Source organism: Halobellus sp. LT62, from assembly GCF_037031285.1.
Taxonomy (GTDB): domain Archaea; phylum Halobacteriota; class Halobacteria; order Halobacteriales; family Haloferacaceae; genus Haloquadratum; species Haloquadratum salinisoli.
In genome coordinates, this window is sequence record NZ_JAYEZO010000001.1 from 1,378,830 (window position 1) to 1,398,580 (window position 19,751).

Consider the following 19,751-nt stretch of genomic DNA (forward strand, 5'->3'; position numbering starts at 1 on the left):
ATGGCAGGAATACTCGACTTCGCACCCGCGATCGTGTTGTTGCCGTTCGTCTCGTTCCTCGTCGCTCTCTCGGTGGGTGACCGCCTGCCGAAAGGCGGTGCCTACGCGGGCATCGCCGCGACGGCGGGATCGCTGCTCCTGTCGATCGCGACGGTGCTCACCGTGGCCGGGGGACAGACGTACGATGCGACCATTTACACGTGGGCGGAGGGCCTCGACGCGGTCGATCTGACGTTCGGCGTCCTGATCGATCCGCTGTCGGCGATGATGCTGCTCATCGTGACGCTCATCGCGTTCCTCGTCCACGTCTTCAGTCTCGGCTATATGAACGACGAGGGCGAGACCGGTCTCCCGCGGTACTACGCCGGGCTCGGTCTGTTCACGGCGTCGATGCTCGGTTTCGTCGTCGCTGACAACCTCCTGATGGCGTTCATGTTCTTCGAGCTGGTCGGGCTGTGCTCGTACCTGCTCATCGGCTTCCACTTCCGGGAGCCGGGGCCGCCGAGCGCCGCGAAGAAGGCGTTCCTCGTCACTCGCTTCGGTGACTACTTCTTCCTCGTCGGCGTCGTCGCCGTCTTCGCGACGTTCGGCACGGCGGCGTTCGCCGGCTCGGAGTCGTTCCCCGCGCTCGCGGAGGCCGCACTCAACGGTGAGGCGAGCGTGACTACGTTCGGCTTCGACCCGCAGACGTGGTTCACGATCGTCGGCCTGCTCGTGCTCGGCGGCGTGATCGGCAAGTCCGCGCAGTTCCCGCTGCACACGTGGCTGCCGGACGCGATGGAGGGCCCGACGCCGGTCTCTGCGCTCATCCACGCCGCGACGATGGTCGCCGCCGGGGTCTACCTCGTCGCGCGGATGTACGGCTTCTACGCCATCTCGCCGACCGCGCTCGCGATCATCGCGTTCATCGGCGGCTTCACTGCGCTGTTCGCCGCGACGATGGGGCTGGTCAAGCGCGAGATCAAACAGGTGCTGGCGTACTCGACGATCTCCCAGTACGGGTATATGATGCTCGCACTCGGCGGGGGCGGCTACGTCGCCGCGACCTTCCACCTGATGACGCACGCCTTCTTCAAAGCGCTGCTCTTCCTCGGGGCCGGGTCGGTCATCATCGCGATGCACCACAACGAGAACATGTGGGACATGGGCGGGCTGAAAGACAAGATGCCCGTCACCTACTACACGTTCCTCGCGGGGTCGCTCGCGCTGGCGGGCATCTTCCCGTTCGCCGGCTTCTGGTCGAAAGACGAGGTCCTGTATGAGACGCTCATCCACGGCCTTGGCGGAAATCCGCTGCTCTTGGGCGCGTACGCGATGGGGCTGCTCGCCGTCTTCTTCACCGGGTTCTACACCTTCCGGATGGTCTTCTTAACGTTCCACGGCAACCCACGGTCACAGACCGCGCGCGACCCGCACAGCGTGCGCTGGAACGTCAAGGGACCGCTCGTGGTCCTCGGGATCCTCGCCACCGTGGCCGGCGTCGTCAATATGGTGCCGATCGAGAAGCTCCTCGGAATCGCGGGGATCGACTTCCTCCACCAGTGGCTCGACGGCGGATTCGAGGGGCTAACCGCGCACCACTACGCCGACCTCATCCCGTACAGTTCGTCGTACATCGGCTCTGAGGCGACGACAGTCGCGGTCGGAGCCGCAGTTTCTCTCGGCCTCGCGCTCGCGGGCTCCGGGCTCGCGTACCTCCTGTACAACGTCCCCGAGCCGATCCGTCACACCGATCGGCTCGGTCGCATCAAGGCCCTGCTGTACAACAACTACTACCAAGACGAATACCAGGTCTGGCTGGCGAACGGCGTCACCCGACCCGTCGCCCGCGCCGCAAACAAGTTCGACGGCGGCGTCGTCGACGGCGTCGTCAACGGCGTTTCGAGCGTTAGTCTGTTCACCGGCGGTCGCGTCCGCCGGATCCAGACGGGCGTCGTCAGTAACTACGCGGCGCTGTTGACGCTCGGACTGACGGCGCTGCTCTTGGCCTTCGGGGTTCTCGGAGGGTGGTTCGTATGATTATTGAAGCGCTCATTGCGGTCACGTTCCTCGCCGCGCTGGTCGTGTTCGTCGCTCCCGACGAGTACGCCGGTCGACTCGCGGCGGCACTCAGCGCGCTCCCGATCCTCGGGAGCCTCTGGATGTGGGCACAGTACGACGCGAGCGGGAACGCCTTACTCGGCGGTTCCATCGCGTTCGAGACGGACGTCGTCTGGCTGACGCTCGGCGGCCTCGACTTACACTGGTTCGTCGGCGTCGACGGAATTAGCCTGCCGCTGGTCGTCCTCACGACGATCCTCACGACGCTTGCGATCATCAGCGCGTGGACGCCGATCGCCGAACGGCAGTCACAGTTCTACGGGCTGATGCTCTTTATGGAGGCGAACCTCCTCGGCGTGTTCACCGCCTTGGACTTCTTCGCGTGGTTCGTCTTCTGGGAGGCCGTCCTCGTCCCGATGTACTTCCTCATCGGCGTCTGGGGCGGTCCGAACCGCCGCTACGCGGCGATCAAGTTCTTCGTGTACACGAACATCGCGTCGCTCGTGATGTTCATCGGCTTTATCGCACTCGTGTTCGGCCTCGGCGACTCGGTGTCGTCGATGCGCCTGCCCGAGATCGCCCAAGCGTTACGGGCGGGCGAACTCGGCGGCTTCGCCGGACTCGACACCGCGACACTGAAGACCGTCGCCTTCGTGGCGACGTTCCTCGGCTTCGCGGTGAAGGTGCCCGTCGCGCCGCTGCACACGTGGCTGCCCGACGCTCACGTCGAAGCGCCGACGCCGGTGTCGGTGATGCTGGCGGGCGTTCTCCTGAAGATGGGTACGTACGCGCTGCTGCGGTTCAACTTCACGATGATGCCCGACGTCGCCACCGCGCTGGTCGTCCCGATTGCGGGTATCGCCGTCATCAGCGTCATCTACGGCGCGATGTTGGCGCTCGCACAGGAGGACCTCAAGCGCATCGTCGCGTACTCCTCCGTCTCGTCGATGGGCTACGTCATCCTCGGCCTCGTCGCGTACACGACCTACGGGGTCGGCGGCGCGACGTTCCAGATGATCGCCCACGGCCTCATCTCGGGGCTGATGTTCATGGCGGTCGGCGTCATCTACAACACGACGCACACGCGGATGGTCGGCGATATGTCCGGCATCGCAGACCGGATGCCCGTCACCGCGGGCATCTTCGTCGCCGGCGCGTTCGGCTATATGGGACTGCCCCTGATGGCCGGCTTCGCGGGCGAGTTCTTCATCTTCAAGGGCTCCTTCGAGTCGACCGTCCACGCCGGAATGCCGCTGTTCACGGCGGCGGCGATGTTCGGAATCGTCATCGTCGCGGGCTATCTGCTCTTCGCGATGCAGCGGACGCTGTTCGGGCCGTTCAGTTTCGACGGCGAGTACGAGATTACGAACGCGCCGTTCCACGACGTCGCGCCGCTGGCGGTGCTGCTGCTCTTGACGATCGTGCTCGGCGTCGCGCCCGACCTGTTCTTCGGGATGATCCAAGACGCCGTTAATCCGATCCTCAACGGGGGTGGGCTGTGATGTTCGACGTTGCACTCCAGTCTGAACCGGTCGCCGCGTGGACCGCGATGCTGCCGGCAATCTTGCTCGGGCTGACCGGTCTCGTCCTGCTCGGGATCGACACGCTGTATCCCGAGGAAACGTCCAATACACTGTTGGCCGCCGTCTCCGCGGCCGGGTCGCTGCTGGCCTTCGCCGTCGCGGCGTGGTTCCTCGTCGCGGGCACCGGACAGGAACACACCGGCGGTGCGATATCGCTGTTCGGCGACACGATGGTCGTCGACGGGATGAGCCTCTTTTTCACGCTCATCTTCACCGTCGTCACCGCGATGGTCGCCGTCGCGGCCTACGACTACCTCGCGGATCACGCCCATCGCGCGGAGTTCTACTCGCTTGTGCTCTTCGCGGCGACCGGGATGACGCTGATGTCGATGGCGAACTCGCTGGCGACGATCTTCATCAGCCTCGAACTCGCCTCGCTGCCCTCGTACGCGCTCGTCGCGTTCCTCAAGAAGAACCGCGGCAGCGTCGAGTCGGGGCTGAAGTACTTCCTCATCGGCTCGGTCTCATCGGGCGTGATGCTCTTCGGCATCAGCCTCGTGTACGCCACCACGGGATCGCTCATCCTCGGTGACGTCGCCAGCGCGCTCGGCGAGGGAACCGAGATGGTCGGCGTTCTCGGCGTCGGCGTGCTGATGATCGCCGGCGGCGTCGCCTACAAGACCGCCTCCGTGCCGTTCCACTTCTGGGCACCGGAGGCCTACGAGGGCGCGCCCGCCCCGATCTCGGCGTTCCTCTCGTCGGCCTCGAAGGCCGCCGGCTTCGCGGTCGGGTTCCGCATCTTCGTCGAGGCCTTCCCGCTCGGAGCGATTCCGGCGGGCGTCGACTGGGTGCTCGCCTTCCAAGTGCTTGCCGTCGTCACGATGACGCTCGGCAACTTCGCCGCGGCGACCCAAGAGAACGTCAAGCGGATGCTCGCGTACTCCTCGATCGGGCACGCGGGCTACGCCCTGATCGGTCTCGCGGCGCTGACTGCCGGTGGACCGAACGGGGACGTCCTCGGGGCGTCGATGGCGCACCTGCTCGTCTACGGCTTTATGAACACCGGCGCGTTCCTGTTCATCGCGATGGTCGAACACTGGGGCGTCGGCCGGACGTTCGAGGACTACAACGGCCTCGCGTCCGTCGCGCCCATCGCCGCCGTCGCGATGACGGTGTTTATGTTCAGCCTCGCGGGTCTGCCGCCATTCGGGGGCTTCCTCTCGAAGTACGCCCTCTTCTTCTCGGCCATCGAGGCCGGGTTCTGGTGGCTCGCCGCAGTCGGCGCGATCAACAGCGCGCTGTCGCTGTTCTACTACAGCCGCGTCGTCAAGGCGATGTGGATCGAATCGCCCGCGAAGGACCTCGAGATCGAGAGCCGACCCGTCGGCCTCTACGCCGCGGTCCTGTTCGCGGGGCTCGGCACGCTGCTGCTGCTCCCCGGCTTCGGCCCGGTCATCGAGACCGCCCAGTCGGTCGCCGCGGCGCTGTTCTAAACCCACCTTTTTCCACGGAGGGGTCCTACGGACCCCTCCGCGCAAAAACCTGGTGGGAAAAAACCGCCGAGCTCGCGGCCTGCGGCTACGGGTCAGGCGGTGAAGTGCTCGCTTCGTCGCCGGCGGTAGTCGACGATACCGTCTACGTCGGGAGCAGGGACGGCTACGTCTACGCGCTGGCCGCCAGCGATGGCACCGAACGGTGGCGCTACCGGACAGACGGATCCGTGTCGTCGTCGTCGATGGCGGTAGTGGACGGCACCGTCTACGTCGGGAGTAGCGAACACGTCTACGCGCTTTCCGAGGAGTGACCGTCAAAGCATCTATTTCTACAGGCCGAGTAGTCCGGAACGAAATGAGTCGGACGCTCGACGTCTCGGGCGACTCGCTCGGTCGGCTTCTCTCGGTACTCCAACTGGCCGCGCTGCTTGCGGCCCTGTTTTTCGTCGCGCTGCCGCTCGATAGCCCCGCCAGCGTCCTGTTGGCGGTCGCGTTCGGGTCGTTGGCGATCGCAACGGTGGTCGGGCTGTGGCGCGGAGAGCGCGACGCCGACGGCGGATCGCACCTCGACACCGCCGAGGACATCACGTACGATCCGTTCGCGGACCCCGGGCAGGCGGCCAAGGACACGTGGAAGAAAGCGGTTCGCCGCCTTCCGCGTAGGCACGACGAGCGGTGAGAGCCCGCGTGACCCGACGAAGTGAAATGGTGGGGACCCGGATAACAGACTATGCAACGGCGGCTGGTTCTCGGCTGCGGGTCGCCCGTCCGCGGAACCATCAAGCGACTCGCCGAGTGGCCGGGTGAGCTGACGGTCGTCGGCGAGTGCGACCGAGACGCGCTTGGGACCGGTATCGGCGGTGTCAACCTCACGCAAGCCGCCCCCGACGACGCGGACGCATACCCGTCACGGGCGGATCTGGTATTCGTCGGGAGCGACGACGACGAGATGAACGCGGCCGCCGCGACGGCCGCCAGATCGAGGTATCCGAACGCGGAACTGATCGCGTACGTCGGTCTCGACGCCGACGAGGCGGTGCGAGACCGGATCGGCTCAGTCACAGATCGGATCGTCGACGCCGAGCGAGCGCTCCACGATCGGTTTCGAGATCTGACGATCGGGCTCGGTGCGAGCCGCCTGCAGCGGCTGTTCGCGGCGCTGCGACAGATCGACGGCCGGTTGGCCGTCGTGATGCACGACAACCCCGACCCAGACGCCATCGCGAGCGCGCTCGCGCTGTCCCGCGTCGCCGCGGCCGTCGGCGTCGACGCAGACCCCTGCTACTTCGGTGAGATCTCCCACCAAGAGAACCGCGCGCTGGTCAACCTCTTGGGACTCGATCTGGTCGAACTCGACGAGGCGGAGGACATCTCGACGTACGGCGGTGTCGCGCTCGTCGATCACTCTCGCCCCGGCGTCAATGACGGACTCCCCGAGGAGACGGACGTCGACATCGTCATCGATCATCACCCGCCGCGTGCACCCGTGTCGGCGCACTTCGTCGATCTGCGACGCGACGTCGGCTCGACGAGCACGCTCCTCGCCGAATACCTTCGACGGGCGGGAATCGACCCCGACGAATCGCTCGCGACGGCGCTGCTTTTCGGCATCCGGATCGACACGAACGATTTCTCGCGGGAGGTCTCGGCGGTCGATTTCGAGGCCGCCGCGTGGCTGCTCGAACACGCCGATCTCTCGCTGCTCGACCGAGTGGAATCGCCCAGTATGACCTCCGCGGTGGTCGAGACGCTGGCTCGGGCGATCCGAAACCGCGACGTCCGCGGCGACGCGCTGGCGTCGAACGTCGGCGCGATCACCGACCGCGACGCCCTCGCACAGGCGGCCGACCGCCTCCTGAATATGGAGGGCGTCCGCATCGCCGTCGTCTACGGGTTCAAAGACGGAACCGTCTACGTCTCTGGCCGGGCTCGGGGGACCGACGTCGACCTCGGCGAGACGCTCAGGGACGCGCTCGACGCGATCGGCAGCGCCGGCGGCCACGCGGATATGGCCGGGGCACAGATTCCGCTCGGGATCCTCGCGGAGGCGGACGAGGACTCCGACGCGGAGCTGGCAACGATCGTCACAGACGTCATCGCCGGACGGTTCTTCGAAACGCTCGACGACGCGACGACGCTTCTAGACGTCGGTGACGAAGGGACGGAGTGGACGTACGAATCGCCGTTCGAGTCGCTCGAAAAGTGAGTCGATGCCGGTCTGGCGGCGGTCACCGACGGAGTGGACCGCCGAGTGATGCCGCACGTTTTTGCGCTCTCGCCCCGTAGTGGCGACGATGAGTGGGCGACCGAAAGTCAAGGAGTATATGACGCGCGAGGTCCAGACGGTCGCGCCGACTGATACCGTCGCAGACGTCGCGCGCCGGATCAAAGAGAGCGAGGGTCACAACGGGTTTCCGGTCGCTGAGAGTCGGAAAGTCGAGGGGTTCGTCACCGCCAGCGACCTGTTGTTAGTCGACGACGACGCCCCGATATTCACCGTGATGACCGAAGACATCATCGTCGCCCATCCGGAGATGGACGTGATCGACGCCGCGAGAGTGATCTTACGCTCGGGGATTCAGAAGCTCCCGGTCGTCGACGACGCGGATAACCTCGTCGGCATCATCTCGAACACGGACGTCGTCCGCTCGCAGATCGAGCGTGCGACGCCCGAGAAGGTCGGGAAGTTGATGCGAACGCTCGAACAGATCCACGAGGTGCAACTGCACCAAGAACCTCGCCTCATCGAACTCGCCGACCTCACGCCGACGCAGGGGCGCGTCTACGCCGACGAACTCGAAGGGCGCAAGTACGAACTCGAACGGGGGCTCGCGGAGCCGCTGGTCGTCATCGACAACGGGGGAAAACTGCTCCTCGCGGACGGTCACCACCGCGTGATGGCCGCCCACCAGCTCGGCATCGAGGAGATGGACGCCTCAGTGATCGTCTTATCGGAGCCGGTCGAGTTGGGAATGCAACGCACCGCCGACAACGAGGGGCTCCGAACGATCGGAGACATCGAGGTCGAAGACTACGGCCGACATCCGCTGATCGAGACGACGCATCGACTCCAAGAGTAGCGAGTCCGTCGCGGTCTGCCCACTCGCGCCGTCAGTCGCAATCGGGAGTTCCCCCCGCGGCGTCACTCCATCGGATCCGAGGCTTGCCACGCTTCGACCAGTTCGGTGGCCGCGTCGAGGTCGTCGACGCGTTCGCGGTGGTAGCCACTCCCCTCAGACGCCTGATAGAGCCGATCGTAGTGGACGATCCACCCGCCGTCGGCGTGTCGTCGACGACGGATCGTCGCGTGGCCGTCCTCGCGCGTCCACTCGGCGAACTCCTCGCGCTCTTGACTCCGTGACCACTCCATACAGACGGCTCTCCGTTCGGCTGCCTGTATCTTCCGACTTCGCGGTCGAGTCGAAGAGCGCGGTCAGTCCGCGATTTCGGGTTTGGGGGTCTCGACGGCTTCGAGGGTCGCGAGCGGCCCAGTCCGCGCCGCACACTCCGGGCACTCGGGATACCCCAAATCGTCGTAGCCGACCGCGTCCGCGGGAAACTCCGCGCCGCACGCGGCGCACTCGAAGTACGTCGGCCAGTCGAAATCCATACGCGTACCTCCGAGCGTATGATAATAGTTAATGACAGGTTACTCGTCCGAGAAGTCCCGCTGCCGACGAACCTGACGGAATCAGAACGACGGAATTCAGCCGCGTCGTTGCGGCCGCAGCGTGCGATTAGGTTCTGGACGCTGGCAGCTTCCGTTCGTTGTACATCGATCACGGCATCCTAGGCGTCGCGTCCGTCGTCGCTCTGACCGCCATCCCCCCGATCGCGGCCATTCTCCTCGCGCGCTGTTCCGTCGTCGTCATCGACGCCTGCGGATCCGAGAATCGCATCGATGTCGGCGTGATCGTGCAGGAGACGTCGCATTCGCGAGATCGTCTCCTCGTCTCGCGCGCGGCCCGTATTGACGACCGCTTCCGCGCGATCAACGACAGAGAGCGTATCGCCAGTCGCGAGGAGGATCGGAACACCCCGCTTCTCCGCTTCGCCGAGGATCGCCCCGGTCGGTCGGTGTCCGCCGGTGAGAATGATCGCGTTGACGCCCGGCGCTTCCAGTGCCGCCGTGATGATCTCCGAGCGGTCGCCGCCGGTGATGACCGCCGCGTTCTTGGTCCGGCGGAAGTACCGCAGCGCGGCGTCGCCGCCCATCGCGCCGACCAAGAAACGCTCGACGTACCCGCCTACATCGCCCTCGGTGACGACCTCCGCCCCCAACTCCGCGGCGAGGTCGTCGACGCGGACGCCGGCGAGGTCGCGCTCTCGCGGAACGACGCCGAGGACGGGGACGCCGCGGTCTTCGAGGAAGGGGACGGCTTCGCTCTCGAGTTCGTCGAAGACGGCTTCGCTCACGCCGTTGAACAGGACGCCAGCAAGTCGGTCCCCGAAGGCCTCGGCGGCCGCGACGACGTCGTCGAGATCGTTCGCACGCTCGTAGGTCGCCACGAGCAGCACGCCCGCGTCGAGGCGTTCGGCGACGTCGACGTCGGTCAGATCGACGATCCCGCCGGTCGTCCACGTGCCGCCGCCCTCGACGAGCATCAGGTCGGTCTCCGCCGCCAGTTCCGCAAAGCGCTTCTCGACGATTTCGCCGAGTTCGTCGGGATCTTCCTGCCCGCGGAGCACTCCCTGAACGAACGTCGGCGAGTAGACGATCGGCTCCATCTGATGCATCTCGCTGTCCAATCCGAGGAGCTCGCGGGCGAGCATCGGGTCCTCGTCGAGCGTCTTGCCGACGTTCGACTGGAGGCGCGTTCCCTTCGGCTTCATGTAGCCCACGCGGCGACCGCGCTCCTGTGCGAGCCGCCCGAGCGCGAGGGTAACTGCCGTCTTGCCGGTGCTGTCTTCGATCGAGGTCACGAGTAGGGTGTTGTGCATTGGTGGGGCTCCTTAGGGTTCGTCGGGATCGACGGTGAGTCGCACGTCGACGGCCTCGACGCCGTCCGGGGTGGCGACGAGCGGGTTGATGTCCAGTTCGAGGATGGCCGGGAAGTCCGTCACGAGCTGTGAGAGGCGCTGGATCGTCTCGACGACGCCCGCCACGTCGACGGGGTCGCGGCCGCGCGCCCCGCGCAGCAGCGGCGCGGCGTCGATCTCGCGGGTCATCGACTCGGCGTCGGACTCCGACACCGGCGCGACGCGGAACGTCGTGTCTTCGAGCGTCTCGACGAAGATACCGCCGAGACCGAAGAGCAGGAGCGGTCCGAACTGCGGGTCGCGGTTCATCCCGACGATCGTCTCGACCCCGCGGTCGAGGTCGACCATCTCCTGTACCTGTACGCCGATGATCGTCGCGTCGGGCTGGTAGTTGCGAGCGCGCGAGACGAGGTCCTCGTAGGCGTCCTCGACGTCCGCGTCGGCGACGCCGACTTTCACGCCGCCGATGTCGGATTTGTGCAGGATGTCCGGGCTGACGATCTTCATCACGACGTCGCCGTCGATGGCTTCGGCGACCTCGCGCGCGTCCGCGGGCGAGTCGACGATCTCTCCCGCCGGCGTCGGAATGCCGTAGGCGTCGAGCAGTCCCATCGCCTCGACGCCGAGTCGGTTGTCGGATCGCCCCTCGACCGACGAGAGGATCTCGCGGGCGCGCTCGCGGTCGACGTCGAACGTCGCCGGCGACTCGTACTCGCGGTCGGTGATCTCGCGGAAGCGCGAGAGCGCGTCGAGACCCAGCACCGCCCGCGAGGGGTCGAAGTAGTTCGGAATCCCGGCTTCCGAGAGGATCTCCGCGGCGGGATCGACCCGATCGCCGCCCATGAAGCAGGCCGCGACCGGTTTTCCGTATCTCGCCTGCAGTTCGACGGTGTCCTCGGCCAACTGCCCGTAATCGAGCACCGCGGTCGGACACGAGAGTACGAGCGCGCTGCCGACGTGTTCGTCGCCGAGTGCCACGTCCAGCGCGTCTCTGAAGCGCTCGTTGTCGGCGTCGCCGACGATGTCGACGGGGTTGTAGATGTTCCCCTCCGCGGGCAGTGCCTCCGAGAACGCCTCGAGCGTCTTCTCGGTGAAAGAGGCCATCGAGAGCCGGGAGTCGCCGATCGCGTCGGTGCTCATCACGCCCGGGCCGCCCGCGTTCGTGATGACGGCGACGTCGTCGCGCTCCGGGAGCGGTTGGTTCTCCAGTACGCGCGCGGCGTCGAACAGTTCCTGGACCGAGTCCGCGCGAATCACGCCGGCCTGTTCGAGCCCCGCCTCGTAGGCCTCGTCGGAGCCGGCGATCGTTCCCGTGTGACTGGACGCGGCTTGCGCGCCGGCGTCGGTCCGCCCGGATTTCACGAGGACGATCGGCGTCTCACGGGTGACTTCGCGAGCGGTCTCGATGAACGCTTGGCCGTCGTCGATGCCTTCGAGGTAGCCGATGATGACGTCGGTGTCCTCGTCGTCGCCCCACTCCTCGATGAAATCCGACTCGTCGAGGACGGCCTTGTTGCCGAGCGAGACCACGTCCTTGAAACCGATTCCCTCGGCGTTCGCCCAGTCGAGGACCGCCGTGATGAACGCCCCCGACTGGCTCATAAACGACATCCGACCGGATCGGGCGTTCTCGGGGCCGAACGTGGCGTTCATTCCGACCGGCGTCGACATAATTCCGAGGCTGTTCGGACCGACGAGGTCGATGTCGTACGTCTCGGCGACCTCGATCAGTTCTTCCTCTCGGGTCGCGCCCTCGCTGCCGGTCTCGCCGAACCCGGCGGTGATGACGACCACGCTCTCGACCCCCGCCTCGCCCGCCTCTCGGACGACGTCGACGGCGATTCCGGGCGGGACGACCACCACTGCGAGATCGGCGTTCGCCTCGCCGATCGCGTCGACCGCCGGGAGGTCGAACACCGACGTTTTGCTGGGGTTCACCGGAACGACCTCCCCCTCGAACGCGTCGAGGAGGTTCTCCATAATCGCTCGCCCGACCGAGCCCTCGCGCTCGGTCGCACCGACGACGGCGATGCGTTCGGGCGCGAACAACGCGGATAGCTCTCCCATTACGTCCCTCTACGCACGGTCGACGGTTAAATTCGGGTATTCGTTACTCGACACCGAGTACCTGTTCGGGTCACTCTCGAAGGCGGTCATATCCGCTCGCCGGGGTCGTATCGTTCACGCGTTCGCTGGGCCTCCGCGGCGTAATGCGCTCGGTCCTCGGGATCGGTGACCGGCCCGAGACTCGATTCGCGGGCGAGCACGGCCGCCGTGGTGTCGCGCGCGTCGTCGAAACTCGTCAGCGCGCGCTCCTTGCGGAGGTATCGCGAACCGTCGAGCGTCGCGTACACGAGGATGACGATGTTCTGCTCGTCGTCGGAGTAAGTCCGTTCGACGAGCCAGACCCGCTCGCGTTCGTCGTCGGCGCTCTTAGAGGAATCGTCGTCGGTATCGGCCGAGTCGTGATCGACGTTCTCTGCAGAGTCGTCGTCGACGAGTTCCTTCGGATCGTCGTGGGGGACTCCAGTCTCGGTCGTCATACCCAGAGGTAGGTGCGCCCGAAAGGAAACCGTGTCGACGACTCTGAACATCCGGTAACCGGGCGGTTCCCTCAGTAGCTATACCTCGACCGGCGTCGCGTCGGCGAGCTGTCGAAGCTCGGTCGGTTCGATCGAGAACACCGCCGAGGGCGTCCCGGCTGCAGCCCAGACGGTATCGTACTCCAAGAGCGACTCGTCGAGGAGCACCGGAACGGCCGAGTCGTGACAGACCGGCGGGACGCCACCGATGCTCCAGCCGACGACGTCGCTGATCGCGTCGGGGTCGGCCATCGAGACGTCGTCGACGTCTAGATACGCTGCGAGTCGATCCTCGTCGACGTGGTTGGCCCCGCTGGTCACGACGACGACGAGTTCGTCCTCGGCGGCGAAGACGAGACTGCTCGCGATCTGGCCCACGTCGCAGCCGACGGCCTCGGCGGCGGCGGCGGCCGTTTTCGTTCCCTCCGGAAACTCCTCGACGGTCGGTTCGAGGTCGTAGCGCTCCCGCGCTCGCTCGACGAACTCCGCGGCTCGGCGATGCATACGGCCTCCTCAGCTTACCGCCCCAAGAGGGCTTCGACACGGCCGACTCCTGTTGATGCGCCGCGCTTCGGTGACGCGATTAATGAACGGTGACTGACTAATTCCTGAGTGTTGGATCGGTTTCGCCGAGATGGACGCGTATTTTAGGCCGGCCAAAATACTCAGAAATATGAAATATTTATCCCCGTCCGACGCCAACCGCCGATATGGTCGAGTTGGGGTCGCTGGGATTCGTCTTCGTCGCGGGGCTGATCACCGCGCTCGCGACCGGGTTGGGCGCGCTCCCGTTCTTCTTCGTCTCGGAGGTCAGCGACCGCTGGAACGTGGCGCTGTGGGGGATCGCCTCGGGGATTATGCTCTCGGCGTCGGTGTTCGGGCTCGTCTTGGAAGCACTCGGCGCGTACGTACGGGTATCGTTGCGCGGCGTCGCGATCGATCCGATCCCGCAGCGGCAGTTGCTGCTGCTCGGCGTCGGACTCGCGGCCGGCGTCGTCCTCGTGTACGTCGCCCACGACGTCATCGAAGCGGCGGAGGTCGACCCGCAGCAGTACGCCGAGGCCGACTTCAAGAAGCTGGTGTTGATCCTCGGCGTGCTGACGGTGCACTCTTTCCCCGAGGGCGTCGCCGTCGGCGTCTCCTTCGCCGACCTCGGAATTCAGGGCGGGACTCAGCTATTCGGATTCGTCGTCCCGCTGCTCGCGATCTTTATGACCGTCGCGATCTCGATTCACAACGTCCCCGAGGGCGTCGCGATCTCGATTCCGCTGCGCTCGATGGGCGTGGCCAACTGGAAGCTCGTCTGGTGGTCGATCTTTTCGAGCCTCCCACAGCCGATCGGCGCGGTGATCGCCTTCTACTTCGTCCGCGTCGCCCGGGAGTTCCTCCCCGCTGGCTTCGGCTTCGCCGCCGGGGCGATGATCTACCTAGTGCTCACCGAGTTCATCCCGGAGGCCCGCGACGTCGGGAAGTCGCTCCCGGACGACGGGCGTCGAGAACTGTTCGGTGGGCTTGTCGCCGGCGTTGCGGTGATGATTCCGCTGGCGTTCATCTGAGGCGCGAACAGGAACGTCGCGGTTTCGCCGACCTCAGTGACTGTGGCCCATCGCGTCGCTGAGCGAGACGCCGAAGCGCTCCTCGAAGAGCTCCTCCATCTTCTCGTTGAGCGCTTCCAGATCGGCGGGCGTTTCGCCCTGACCGTGGTGAACGACGCCGTGGGCCTGCTGGGCGAACGACTGGATCAGGAGGTCGCCGACGACGGCCGTCGTTGATTCGCCCTGCTCGGTGAAGACGTCCGCGAGTCCCTCCGGCAGTTCGATCTCTTCTGTATCTCCGTTCGGCGCTTCGATGGTGTAGGTCTCGGTTTCAACCATACCGACACTGCGACGCCTCCGCATAAGGGTCTGTGGGAATCGGCTGACCGTCTGTTGGGGTCGGCTAGCCGTCTGTGGAATCCGGGTCGATTCGCAGTGTCGTCTTCGGCCTCAATCTCCCGGCGTCGGACGGTACGATCGGCTGACCTCCTTCCAACGGTCCGAGCGGAACCGCCAGAGGTTCACCGCCATCGGGACGGCGGTCTCGGCGAGCAGGGCGAGCAGTAATCCGGAAATACCGAGCGCGGGGACGACGGTCCCCAGCCACGCGAGCGGAAGCGCCGCGAGATACAGCCCCGCGAGCGCGGCGACGAACGGGATCTGCGTGTCGCCCGCACCGCGGAGCGCCCCGGTTATGGAGCCGTCGACACCGAGCGCGACGACGCTGATCGCCGCGACTCGGACGAATCGCGCCGACAGCGCTTGGTGTTCGGGCTCGTTCACGAACACCGACGCGATGGGCCCGGCGAAGACGACCACGACCCCGGCGGCGAGTACGTACACCACCGCCGAGAGGCGGATGATTCCCCAGCCGTAGGCCGCCGCGTCGCCTTCGTCGCCCGCGCCGAGTTTCTGCCCGACGAGCGTCGACGCCGCGATCGAGAAGCCCCACGAGAAGCTTTCGAGCAGCGCGCGGACCTGTCGCCCGACGCCGATGGCCGCGACGGCGATCGGACCGAACGTCGCCGCGATGGCGAGTAAGGGGAAGACGACCAGTCCCTGCGCGGCCCGCCGAGCGACTAGCGGCGTGGAGACCCGCGCGATCTGCCGGAGTAGGTCGTAATCGACGAGCGGCCCGGAGAACGTGAGCGGAACCGGGCTCGCGCCGCGTCCGCGGACGTAGTTCCGACCGGTCATCCCCCACGCGAAGACGACCGTCACCAGGAACGTCGCCAGCGCGGTTCCGAGCGCCGCGCCCGCGACGCCCATATCGAGGCCGAGGACGAACGTCGCCGACAGCGCGATGTTGGCGAGCCCGCCGCCCGCGCGGACCGCCATCGGGGTGACGGTGTCGCCGATGCCCGCGTACGTGCGGCTGGCGATCAGATTGAGAAACTCGAACAGCAGTCCCGGCGCGACGACGGCGAGGTAGACCGCGCCGTGACCGATGCTCTCGGGGTCGTCGCCGACGAGGCCGACGAGCGCCTCCGCGCCGAAGCCGAAGAGCGCGACGACCGGTATCCCGAGTGCGATCGAGAGTACCACGCTCAGTCGCACGATCGCCGCCGCGCGGTCGTTGTCGCCGCCGCCGTAGTTCTGCGAGACGAGCGCGACCGTGCCGCCGGCGAGCCCGATCGCGAGGAACTTCGCGACCATCCAGAAGGCGCGGGCGAGCGTCAGCCCCGCCACCGCGGTCGGGCCGATCACCAGTCCGACGAGCGCCATATCGACCGTCTGCTTCGACATTATCGCGAGGCCGGTGACGATCCGCGGCCACGCGAGGTCGACGGTCGGACGCAGTCGGGACTCCTCGATGATGCCCGCCTCCTCCAGCGTTCGGGCGAGCGCGGAACCGCTCCGACGGAGCCGTGACACGGTTACGGCGACGGCCTCACGGGGCTAATCGCTTCCGCTCTCGGGCGGCGGTCGTCTACGCGGACCCGGTCAACGGGTCACGCTGTTATTTGACCGCCTCGCGGAGCCGATCTAAGAGATCCGGCTCGTACGTTTCGAGGACCGTCACGCCGTCCTCCAGACGTTGCAGTCGGCGGCGGAGTCGGGTCCGAACCGTCGACCGATACGCGTCGCTCCCGCGCGCTCGCGTCAACACCTCTCGTTCCGTTCTCGTCAGCAACGCGCGTCCTGTCATACATCCTCTACGAGTAGGGAGAGCATATACTGTGCTACCGTTCTGAGAACGCTGGACACCTCGCTCGGAGATAACGGAATACCGTTAGCACCGGAAACATCTGTCGCGGTGCGTGGGATCATTTCCCCTCCAGAAAGAGTGCGAATACTGAAATGAGCGAGCCGACGGACAGAGAGGAACCCGAAATCGGAAACTCCAGCGATCTGGTATTCACGTGCGGCGAGTGCGGTGGGCGGGTCGCCTGCGAAGGGATCGGTGAAGAGGGGACTCAGCGGCCGGTCTGTGACTGCGGAACGCGATATATCGTCACTATCTCGGTGTTAGATCTCGGGAGCACATAGAGCGGTCACCGCCTTCCGGGAATCCCTAATCGTCGCTCTCGGCTGCCGCGACCTCGCTCTTCGCGGCGGCCTTCTGCTCGCGCTTCAGCTCTTCGAGGTAGTCGTCGGCGTCGAGCGCGGCCATCACGCCCATCCCGCCGGCTGTCGCCGCCTGCTGGTAGTGGGAGTCGACGACGTCGCCCGCGCCGAAGATGCCGGGGACGTCCGTCGCGGTCTGGTTGCCGCCGGAGCCACCCTGCGCGATCAGGTAGTTCTCGTCGTCGAGTTCGACGCCCGTGCCTTCGAGATACGACGTGTTCGGCGTGTGGCCGATAGCGTAGAACACCGCGCCGACGTCGAAGTCGAACTCCTCGGTCTCTGGGTCGTCGAGCTTGGCGGTCGGGTGTCCCTCGGGGTGGCTGACGAGGGTGACGTGGTCGACGCCCTCCTCCCTGCTCCCGTGGAGCTCCGTCACCTCGGTATTTCGCATAATCTCGATCTCGCCCTCCTCGACTTTCTCCATCACGCGGTCGATCCAGTAGTCCTCCGCGCGGAACTCCTCGCGGCGGTGGACGAGGTACACGGTAGAAGCGAACTTGGTGAGGAAGTTCGCCTCCTCCATCGCGGCGTCGCCGCCGCCGACGACCATAATCTTCTCGTCGCGGAAGAACGCGCCGTCGCAGGTCGCACACGTCGAGAGACCGTATCCCATCAGGTCGTCCTCGCCGGGGATGCCGAGCGTGCGGGCGGACGCGCCCGAGGCCGCGATGATCGCGTCGGCGGTGTAGACGTCGCCGTTTTTCAGTTTGACCGTGAACGGTCGATCTTCGGCCTCTACGGACTCGGTGATGCCGTTTTTGATCTCCGCGCCGAAGCGCTGGGCCTGTTTCTTCATATTCTGCACCAGCTCCGGGCCGGAGATGCCCTCGGGGAAGCCCGGATAGTTGTCGACCTCGGTAGTGAGCGTGAGCTGCCCGCCGGGCTCGTCGCCCTCAAAGACCAGCGGTTCGTTGTTCGATCGACCCGCGTAGATCGCGGCCGAGAGCCCGGCGATGCCCGAGCCGGCCACGATCAACGGTCGATGCTCGACGACGTCGTCAGCGTTGTCTGTCATATCCGCCTCTTGGTTCGACCGGCCCTTTTAGATTCCGCTGTCGTGCGCGGCCCTCACTCGACTGTATTGTTATACCTTAGCAATACTGGCTCTGTCGGGGAGATACTTACCGTCGGAACGACGAGAGGGGGTATGCCCGCGGATCTGATCGAGAAGACGGATCGGTACGAGGGGATGTTCGCCGACGCGCTCGCGGAGGCCGAAATCGCGGTCCCGGCGTCGACGCCGCTGGGTGAGGCGGCGGCTGAGATCCGAGAGATGGCGCTGTCGTACCTCGAAGACGGCCGCCACTTCCGCGAGAACGACGACCCCGTCAACGCCTTGGCGTCCTTCTCGTACGGCTACGGGTGGCTCGATGCCGGCGTTCGGATGGGGCTGTTCGAGATTCCCGACGAGACGCATCTGTTCACGACGGAGTAGCGGCTTGGCGAACGTCCCAGCCGACGACTGATACGCTACCTGAGCGCTACTCGAATCGGAACGCCGGCCCGTCGTCGCCGTCGTGGACCTCGACGCCGAGCGCGGCGAGGTCGTCGCGGAGGGCGTCCGCGCGCTCGTAGTTGCCCGCTTCGCGCTCGGCCTCTCTGAGTTCTAACACCAGTTCGACGAGGTCCTCCGCGAGGGTGACGGCACCGCCCTCGCTCGCGTCTCGTCCGAACGAGAGTCCGAAGACGTCGCCGCCGAGTTCCTCGAAGGTCTCGACCGTCTCACGGAGGGCCCAGAAGTCGTATTCGTCGTGCGCGTCGATGTGCCGGTTGCTCGCGGTCGCGAGTTCGAGCAGCGCGGATATCGCCTCGCGCACGTTGAAGTCGTCGTTCATCGCCGCTCGGAACGACTCGCGCGTCTCCGAGAGCACCGCGCGGAGCTCCGCGTCCTCGACTCTCGCGTAGGCGTCGGTGCTGTCGCAGGCGGCGACGGCCGCGTCGTAGGCGCGTTCGAGCCGCTCCCACCGCTCTTCGGCCTCGCGCATCTCGGCCTCGCCGAAGGTCTGCTCGCTGCGATAGGAGGTCGAGAGGTAGAACGTCCGGACGACGTCGACGCCGTACTCCTCGAGGGCGTCGGAAACGGTGAGGAAGTTGCCGAGACTCGAGGACATCTTGTCGCCCGCGGTCTGCAGCAAGCCGACGTGGAGCCAGTAGCGGGCGAACTGCTGACCCGTCGCGGCCTCGCTCTGGGCGATCTCGTTCTCGTGGTGCGGGAAGACGAGGTCGCGGCCGCCGACGTGGATGTCGATGGTCTCGTCGAGGTGCGTCATCGACATCGCCGAGCACTCGACGTGCCAGCCGGGGCGACCCTCGCCCCACGGCGACTCCCACGTCTGGCCGCAGGCGTCGTCGATAGCGGGGAGGTCCGCGTGGCGGTGTTCGGCGATGTCGTCGGGATCGACCGCGCCGGCCTTCCAGAGCGCGAAGTCCGCGGGATGGCGCTTCTCGGAGCGCTCCTCGTCGACGCCCTGCGACTCGATCTCGTCGAGCCGCTGGTTCGAGAGCTTTCCGTAGTCCTCGAAGGACGTCACGTCGAAGTACACCGAGCCGTTCGACTCGTAGGCGTAGCCGCGGTCGACGAGCGTCTCCACGAGATCGACGATCTCGGGGACGTGTTCGGAGACGCGCGGGTACACCTCCGCGCGTTTGAGGTTCAGCCCGCGCATATCGTCGATCACGTGCGAGGTGAAGTGCTCGGCGACGTCCGCCTCGCTCTCGCCGAAGTCGTCCTCGCCGATCCGCGCGACGATCTTCTCGTTGACGTCGGTGAAGTTCTCGACGTGGCGCACGTCGTAGCCCTCGTGGTCCAGCCAACGGTGCATCAGGTCCGCCTGCGCCCACAGTCGGGCGTGGCCGAGGTGCGCGTCGTCCGAGACCGTGAGCCCGCAGACGTACAGCAGAACTTCGTCGTCGTTCCGCGGCTCGAACTCCTCGCGTTCGCCCGTCAGGGTGTTGGTCACGGACAGTGTCATCGCCGGTTCTACTCGCGTGGTCGTTGTTAAATCGTCGGAACGGAACCGGGACGTCGAT

The 19,751-nt window shown here is 66.1% G+C and carries 20 protein-coding genes; 9 read left to right on the forward strand and 11 right to left on the reverse strand.

Annotation, left to right across the window (positions count from 1 at the left end; translation table 11 throughout):
- From nuoL to U5919_RS06860, 7 genes are all read left to right on the forward strand, one after another.
- Positions 1-2,019 carry an NADH-quinone oxidoreductase subunit L gene (nuoL, locus tag U5919_RS06830; RefSeq protein ID WP_336023031.1) on the forward strand — a complete coding sequence of 673 codons (2,019 nt, stop codon included), beginning with the start codon at positions 1-3 and terminating at the stop codon, positions 2,017-2,019.
- Entirely contained in the window at positions 2,016-3,542 is a 1,527-nt protein-coding gene (locus U5919_RS06835; protein ID WP_336023032.1) for a complex I subunit 4 family protein, read from the forward strand. The genes nuoL and U5919_RS06835 overlap by 4 nt, the downstream gene beginning before the upstream one ends.
- Complete coding sequence (locus U5919_RS06840) at positions 3,542-5,056, forward strand: NADH-quinone oxidoreductase subunit N (RefSeq protein ID WP_336023034.1); 1,515 nt, start codon at positions 3,542-3,544, stop codon at positions 5,054-5,056. Before U5919_RS06835 ends, U5919_RS06840 begins: the two co-directional genes overlap by 1 nt.
- Before the next feature lie 104 nt (positions 5,057-5,160).
- A complete protein-coding gene (locus tag U5919_RS06845) occupies positions 5,161-5,367 on the forward strand; it encodes an outer membrane protein assembly factor BamB family protein (RefSeq protein ID WP_336023036.1) in 207 nt (68 codons plus the stop codon).
- A 44-nt stretch (positions 5,368-5,411) separates the two neighbouring features.
- The gene (locus tag U5919_RS06850; RefSeq protein ID WP_336023037.1) at positions 5,412-5,735 is read left to right on the forward strand and encodes a DUF8000 family membrane protein; all 324 of its coding nucleotides are present in this window, start codon (positions 5,412-5,414) and stop codon (positions 5,733-5,735) included.
- Between the two features lie 51 nt (positions 5,736-5,786).
- On the forward strand, positions 5,787-7,262 hold the full coding sequence (locus tag U5919_RS06855) for a DHH family phosphoesterase (protein WP_336023039.1): 1,476 nt from the start codon (positions 5,787-5,789) through the stop codon (positions 7,260-7,262).
- 88 nt (positions 7,263-7,350) lie between these two features.
- The gene (locus tag U5919_RS06860; protein WP_336023040.1) at positions 7,351-8,136 is read left to right on the forward strand and encodes a CBS pair associated ParBc domain-containing protein; all 786 of its coding nucleotides are present in this window, start codon (positions 7,351-7,353) and stop codon (positions 8,134-8,136) included.
- 62 nt (positions 8,137-8,198) lie between these two features.
- On the opposite strand, the gene U5919_RS06865 is transcribed toward U5919_RS06860, so the two are convergent.
- The 6 genes from U5919_RS06865 to U5919_RS06890 form a co-directional block, all read right to left on the reverse strand.
- Positions 8,199-8,426, reverse strand: coding sequence for a DUF7543 family protein (locus U5919_RS06865; RefSeq protein ID WP_336023042.1), 228 nt, complete (start codon positions 8,424-8,426; stop codon positions 8,199-8,201).
- 63 nt (positions 8,427-8,489) lie between these two features.
- On the reverse strand, positions 8,490-8,666 hold the full coding sequence (locus U5919_RS06870) for a hypothetical protein (protein ID WP_336023044.1): 177 nt from the start codon (positions 8,664-8,666) through the stop codon (positions 8,490-8,492).
- Positions 8,667-8,845: 179 nt separating this feature from the next.
- Entirely contained in the window at positions 8,846-9,997 is a 1,152-nt protein-coding gene (locus tag U5919_RS06875) for a phosphotransacetylase family protein (RefSeq protein ID WP_336023045.1), read from the reverse strand.
- A 12-nt stretch (positions 9,998-10,009) separates the two neighbouring features.
- Positions 10,010-12,103, reverse strand: coding sequence for an acetate--CoA ligase family protein (locus U5919_RS06880; protein ID WP_336023046.1), 2,094 nt, complete (start codon positions 12,101-12,103; stop codon positions 10,010-10,012).
- An 86-nt stretch (positions 12,104-12,189) separates the two neighbouring features.
- Positions 12,190-12,579, reverse strand: coding sequence for a DUF7967 family protein (locus U5919_RS06885; RefSeq protein ID WP_425604200.1), 390 nt, complete (start codon positions 12,577-12,579; stop codon positions 12,190-12,192).
- A 78-nt stretch (positions 12,580-12,657) separates the two neighbouring features.
- Positions 12,658-13,122, reverse strand: a complete 465-nt coding sequence (locus U5919_RS06890; RefSeq protein ID WP_336023047.1) for a YbaK/EbsC family protein — start codon at positions 13,120-13,122, stop codon at positions 12,658-12,660.
- A gap of 206 nt (positions 13,123-13,328) precedes the next feature.
- Here U5919_RS06890 and U5919_RS06895 point away from each other — a divergent pair, with 206 nt between their 5' ends.
- Positions 13,329-14,174, forward strand: a complete 846-nt coding sequence (locus U5919_RS06895) for a ZIP family metal transporter (protein WP_336023049.1) — start codon at positions 13,329-13,331, stop codon at positions 14,172-14,174.
- 33 nt (positions 14,175-14,207) lie between these two features.
- On the opposite strand, the gene U5919_RS06900 is transcribed toward U5919_RS06895, so the two are convergent.
- The 4 genes from U5919_RS06900 to U5919_RS06915 all read right to left on the reverse strand — a co-directional run bounded on the left by U5919_RS06900 (position 14,208) and on the right by U5919_RS06915 (position 17,736).
- A complete protein-coding gene (locus tag U5919_RS06900) occupies positions 14,208-14,492 on the reverse strand; it encodes a DUF7545 family protein (RefSeq protein ID WP_336023051.1) in 285 nt (94 codons plus the stop codon).
- A 111-nt stretch (positions 14,493-14,603) separates the two neighbouring features.
- Complete coding sequence (locus tag U5919_RS06905) at positions 14,604-16,028, reverse strand: MATE family efflux transporter (RefSeq protein WP_336023053.1); 1,425 nt, start codon at positions 16,026-16,028, stop codon at positions 14,604-14,606.
- A gap of 85 nt (positions 16,029-16,113) precedes the next feature.
- Positions 16,114-16,302 (reverse strand): hypothetical protein, encoded by a 189-nt coding sequence (locus U5919_RS06910; RefSeq protein ID WP_336023054.1) that lies wholly within the window; start codon positions 16,300-16,302, stop codon positions 16,114-16,116.
- 366 nt (positions 16,303-16,668) lie between these two features.
- Positions 16,669-17,736: an NAD(P)/FAD-dependent oxidoreductase gene (locus U5919_RS06915; RefSeq protein WP_336023056.1), complete on the reverse strand. Its 1,068-nt coding sequence runs from the start codon at positions 17,734-17,736 to the stop codon at positions 16,669-16,671.
- Between the two features lie 132 nt (positions 17,737-17,868).
- Here U5919_RS06915 and U5919_RS06920 point away from each other — a divergent pair, with 132 nt between their 5' ends.
- Positions 17,869-18,156, forward strand: coding sequence for a DUF357 domain-containing protein (locus U5919_RS06920; protein ID WP_336023058.1), 288 nt, complete (start codon positions 17,869-17,871; stop codon positions 18,154-18,156).
- 46 nt (positions 18,157-18,202) lie between these two features.
- Here the strand turns inward: U5919_RS06920 and cysS are convergent, their stop codons facing one another.
- Positions 18,203-19,693, reverse strand: a complete 1,491-nt coding sequence (gene cysS / locus U5919_RS06925) for a cysteine--tRNA ligase (RefSeq protein ID WP_336023060.1) — start codon at positions 19,691-19,693, stop codon at positions 18,203-18,205.
- Between the last annotated feature and the right edge of the window lie 58 nt (positions 19,694-19,751).

What these genes read in the sequence shown, in the direction of transcription:
- nuoL (WP_336023031.1), top strand. Translation starts at nt 1, where the DNA reads ATGGCAGGAATACTCGACTTCGCACCCGCGATCGTGTTGTTGCCGTTC.
- U5919_RS06835 (WP_336023032.1), top strand. Translation starts at nt 2,016, where the DNA reads ATGATTATTGAAGCGCTCATTGCGGTCACGTTCCTCGCCGCGCTGGTC.
- U5919_RS06840 (WP_336023034.1), top strand. Translation starts at nt 3,542, where the DNA reads ATGTTCGACGTTGCACTCCAGTCTGAACCGGTCGCCGCGTGGACCGCG.
- U5919_RS06850 (WP_336023037.1), top strand. Translation starts at nt 5,412, where the DNA reads ATGAGTCGGACGCTCGACGTCTCGGGCGACTCGCTCGGTCGGCTTCTC.
- U5919_RS06855 (WP_336023039.1), top strand. Translation starts at nt 5,787, where the DNA reads ATGCAACGGCGGCTGGTTCTCGGCTGCGGGTCGCCCGTCCGCGGAACC.
- U5919_RS06860 (WP_336023040.1), top strand. Translation starts at nt 7,351, where the DNA reads ATGAGTGGGCGACCGAAAGTCAAGGAGTATATGACGCGCGAGGTCCAG.
- U5919_RS06865 (WP_336023042.1), bottom strand. Translation starts at nt 8,426, where the DNA reads ATGGAGTGGTCACGGAGTCAAGAGCGCGAGGAGTTCGCCGAGTGGACG.
- U5919_RS06870 (WP_336023044.1), bottom strand. Translation starts at nt 8,666, where the DNA reads ATGGATTTCGACTGGCCGACGTACTTCGAGTGCGCCGCGTGCGGCGCG.
- U5919_RS06875 (WP_336023045.1), bottom strand. Translation starts at nt 9,997, where the DNA reads ATGCACAACACCCTACTCGTGACCTCGATCGAAGACAGCACCGGCAAG.
- U5919_RS06880 (WP_336023046.1), bottom strand. Translation starts at nt 12,103, where the DNA reads ATGGGAGAGCTATCCGCGTTGTTCGCGCCCGAACGCATCGCCGTCGTC.
- U5919_RS06885 (WP_425604200.1), bottom strand. Translation starts at nt 12,579, where the DNA reads ATGACGACCGAGACTGGAGTCCCCCACGACGATCCGAAGGAACTCGTC.
- U5919_RS06890 (WP_336023047.1), bottom strand. Translation starts at nt 13,122, where the DNA reads ATGCATCGCCGAGCCGCGGAGTTCGTCGAGCGAGCGCGGGAGCGCTAC.
- U5919_RS06895 (WP_336023049.1), top strand. Translation starts at nt 13,329, where the DNA reads ATGGTCGAGTTGGGGTCGCTGGGATTCGTCTTCGTCGCGGGGCTGATC.
- U5919_RS06900 (WP_336023051.1), bottom strand. Translation starts at nt 14,492, where the DNA reads ATGGTTGAAACCGAGACCTACACCATCGAAGCGCCGAACGGAGATACA.
- U5919_RS06910 (WP_336023054.1), bottom strand. Translation starts at nt 16,302, where the DNA reads ATGACAGGACGCGCGTTGCTGACGAGAACGGAACGAGAGGTGTTGACG.
- U5919_RS06915 (WP_336023056.1), bottom strand. Translation starts at nt 17,736, where the DNA reads ATGACAGACAACGCTGACGACGTCGTCGAGCATCGACCGTTGATCGTG.
- U5919_RS06920 (WP_336023058.1), top strand. Translation starts at nt 17,869, where the DNA reads ATGCCCGCGGATCTGATCGAGAAGACGGATCGGTACGAGGGGATGTTC.
- cysS (WP_336023060.1), bottom strand. Translation starts at nt 19,693, where the DNA reads ATGACACTGTCCGTGACCAACACCCTGACGGGCGAACGCGAGGAGTTC.